Raw genomic sequence first — 1,564 nt, 5'->3', positions numbered from 1 at the left:
ATTCTGGGCCCCGGCTTTCGCCGGGGTGCACATCCCTATCGGCAACTCTCGGTCGAAACCGGTCTTCCCTGTCTCAGGCAGCCTCGGCATCCTCATAGGCCTGCGCTTCGGCCGAGATGAGGATGTCGGCAAGCATCCAATAGGCCTCGCCCCACGCTTCGAGCACCTCGTCGGTCGCGACCTCTTCGCCCAGCACGTCGCGGATCGCGGGCAGCAGGGCATTGGCGACATGGGGATAATGCTCGGCCTTCACGCCCGTTTCGATATGGCGGCCGACCATGCGCGACACCGCGGCGCCGAGGTTCTGCAGCTTGTCGATATTCTTTGCATAGGCGAGGATCGCCGCCGCAAGACGCTTCGGCTGTTCGCCGCTCGTCTGTGCGGCGCGGTCGAACATCGCCTCGATGTCCTTGTTCTCGAACAGGCGCGCGTACATGGCAGTGGTGATCGCGAGGCCGTGCTTTTCGAGGGCCGGGGCAGTGGCCTTGACGATGGTCATCGCGTGAGCGGAGGCGGTGCGCATTCTTTTATATCCTGTCGTTGAGTATCAGGTGATTCAGGCCGCGATGCGAAGCTCGTCGGCATGTTCGGGGTAGGGGGCGACATGCGCCGCCGGTTCGATCCCTGCGAGTTCGCTCGCAAAGCCGTGGTTGACGTCGCGGTGGTGCGCCTCGTCGGCGCGGACCACGAGGACGACGTCGCGCAGCGTCGCATCGTCGGCCAGCTTCCAATAATGTCGGGCGATCGCCGGCGCAGGCAGGTTGGGGCTGCGGCCTTCGTCGATTTCCTGGAGATAGAGCGTGTAGCTGATCACCGCTTCCTCCTCGAAATAGCCGACGACACGGTGCGCAGTCTTCGCGCTGATCAGGTAGAGCGCGAAGAAGGCGAGGTAGAAGACCCACTGGACGCCGAGGATGACGAGGCGTTCGAACAAGGTCGGTTTCGCAACCTCGATGAAGGTCATCAGGTGCATCCGCTCATTCTCCGCCTCCTCCATCAGCGTGCGGATCCAGCCCTTGTCGTCTTCCATGCGGCGCAGGCTCTTGAGGTGCGTCAGCGTCGCGCCGACCATGCCGGGAACCGCGGCGACCGTTTCAAGCACGATCGCACGGTGGCCGTACCGCTTGGCAAAGAAGGTATCGGCGCAAAAGCGCAGCATGCGCGTGAAGCCGAGCGCAATGTGGTCGGAAAAATCGACCGGACGGTGGTGGACGCTGAGGTCGACAAAAGGTGCATCGGACATCGGTCTTCTCCTTCGGGTATCAGGCGGCGCGGTGGCCGGGGGCGTCGAGGCGGAAAAACAGGGCGAGCTGCAGGCTCTCCGCGATGCGTACGGCCTTGGCTTGCAGGGCCGCCGCGACGGCGGGCGCCAGCAACTCGTTGGTGGTGTCGGCCCAGATCGCAAGCCAGCGGTCGAACATCGCGGGGGTGATTGCTTGCCTGTGCTTCAGATGTTCGGCGACCGGGCTGCCCTTGTAGCGGCCTGTCGTCAGCATCACCGAAGACCAGAAGGCGATGAGCTTTTCCAGATGGCCCGGCCAGTCGTCCACCGCGGCGTTGAACA

Annotated in this window: 2 protein-coding genes and 1 pseudogene; all 3 read right to left on the bottom strand. The window is 63.9% G+C overall.

The window, feature by feature from the left end; translation table 11 throughout:
* Window positions 1-73: 73 nt before the first annotated feature.
* Entirely contained in the window at window positions 74-523 is a 450-nt protein-coding gene (locus VGD20_RS09330) for a globin domain-containing protein (protein WP_331134177.1), read from the bottom strand.
* A 33-nt stretch (window positions 524-556) separates the two neighbouring features.
* Entirely contained in the window at window positions 557-1,243 is a 687-nt protein-coding gene (locus tag VGD20_RS09325; protein ID WP_331134176.1) for an alternative oxidase, read from the bottom strand.
* Window positions 1,244-1,262: 19 nt separating this feature from the next.
* Window positions 1,263-1,564: pseudogene (locus VGD20_RS09320) on the bottom strand (group III truncated hemoglobin); the annotation flags it as partial.

It is taken from the genome of Sphingopyxis sp. (assembly GCF_036402335.1).
In the GTDB taxonomy this organism is placed as follows: Bacteria; Pseudomonadota; Alphaproteobacteria; order Sphingomonadales; family Sphingomonadaceae; genus Sphingopyxis.
This window is presented reverse-complemented; position numbering and strand designations above follow the sequence as displayed.